Origin of the sequence: Parafannyhessea sp. (assembly GCF_051876455.1) — a bacterium.
Taxonomy (GTDB): domain Bacteria; phylum Actinomycetota; class Coriobacteriia; order Coriobacteriales; family Atopobiaceae; genus Parafannyhessea.
In genome coordinates, this window is sequence record NZ_JBJEHW010000225.1 from 1 (window position 1) to 1,580 (window position 1,580).

The following is a 1,580-nucleotide window of genomic DNA, read 5'->3' on the forward strand; positions in this document are numbered from 1 at the left end:
TACAGGTCCACCAGGTCAAACGCGAGCTTCTTGGCGGAGCGCCGCGCCTTGCCCGTGGCGCGCGACCAGTCTGCCGTGTTGAGCCGCGTCAGGCGCGGGCTGGACCCGTCCGGTCCAACGTAGCGCGTGATGCGGTCCACCTGCTCCAGCGGAACAAAGAGCTTGTCCCCGCCCGCGTACTCGAGCAAGAAGTAGTCGCGCTCGCGCCCGGCCACCTCCTGGCGCACGATCTGGCTAAACAGCGCGATGCCGTGCGTGGCGTGCACCACGTAGTCCCCGGGCTTGAAGGGGAAGGTCACGCTGGTTGGGTCCACCTTGCGCACGCGGTGCTTGTGCCGGGCCATGCGCGACGTGAGGTCGCCAACGCTGAAGACGGCCAGCCCCGCGGAGGGAATCACCACGCCCGCGGGAACGGGCGCGTCCACAAACGTCACGATGCCGCGCGGCAGCGGCTCCACGTTCTGCATGGCCGAGGGGTCGCACACCGGCACGCGGTTGGGCGCCGCCGTGGCCAGCGACTCCGCAATGGGGATCTTCTCGTCCGTAAAGGTAAGCTCAAGCGCCTCGCGCGCGCCGCGGTCAGGCACCGCAAACACGATGCTCTGGCGGTCGTGCACCAGCTGACGCATGCGGCCCAGCAGCTTGGCGTCGCTTCCCGCAATGGAGGGCTGGCGCACGTCGAGCTCCGCGTCCGCCTGGCCGCCCACGCGTGCCATGGACGAGAAGGACAAGCGCTGCTGCTTGCCAAAGTCCATCTGGCGCGGGTTGGTAAACAGGCCGCTCGCGTCCACGCGGGCGTTGCGGGCCGCCTGGTCCACGTCGTCCGCGGCGTGCATGCAGTCGTCAAACAGGGCGCGCGGCTCCGCCAGGATCACGAGCGCGTGCTTGGACATGTGCTCGATGGGCGTGGCGCTGCCGCCATAGAGCTCGGGCAGGTACTTGTCGAGCGTGGGCGCGGCGGCGCGGGCCTCTATCAGCTCCAGGTCCGCGGCCACCTTGGAGTCGCTCTGGGCGCGGTTGTACAGCGCCTTGCGCGCGCGGGCCACGGTCTGGTCCGTAAGCGCCACCTCGCGGCAGGGGCTCACGGTCACGCTCTGCAGCTCGCCAATGGTCTGGCCGGTCGCGGGCACCATGCGGCGCACGCGGTCAACCTCGTCCCCAAAGAACTCCAGGCGCACGGGCGAGGTCGCCTGCGCGGGGAACACGTCCACCGCGTCGCCATGCACGCAGAACGTGCCGGCCGCCGTCACCTCGGAGGGGTCGCCCGCGTCGGAGTACCCCATGCCCACGAGCAGCCGTGGCACGTCCTCAAAGTCCAGCACGTCGCCCACGGCAAACGTGCTCGAGGCAAAGTAGCCCGAACCCTTGGGCGGAACGCGGCGCAGCAGGGCGCTCGCACTGGCAACCACCAGGCACTTCTCGCCCGCGGCAAGGCTCGCCACGGCGCGGCAGCGCGCACCAACCACGGCGTCGTCCGCGGGACGGTCCGCCCAGGGCAGGTCCTTGCGGTCGGGGTAGCGGCTCACCACGTCGCGCCCCAGCCACGAGGCCAGCGCGCGAGCCGTGCGGTCCGCGGCCTC

The 1,580-nt window shown here is 70.8% G+C and carries 1 protein-coding gene; it reads right to left on the minus strand.

What is annotated here, in order from left to right; all coding sequences use genetic code 11:
- Positions 1-1,580: CarD family transcriptional regulator (locus ACI38Z_RS09280; protein ID WP_439789921.1), on the minus strand; the 1,580-nt coding region annotated here is incomplete at both ends.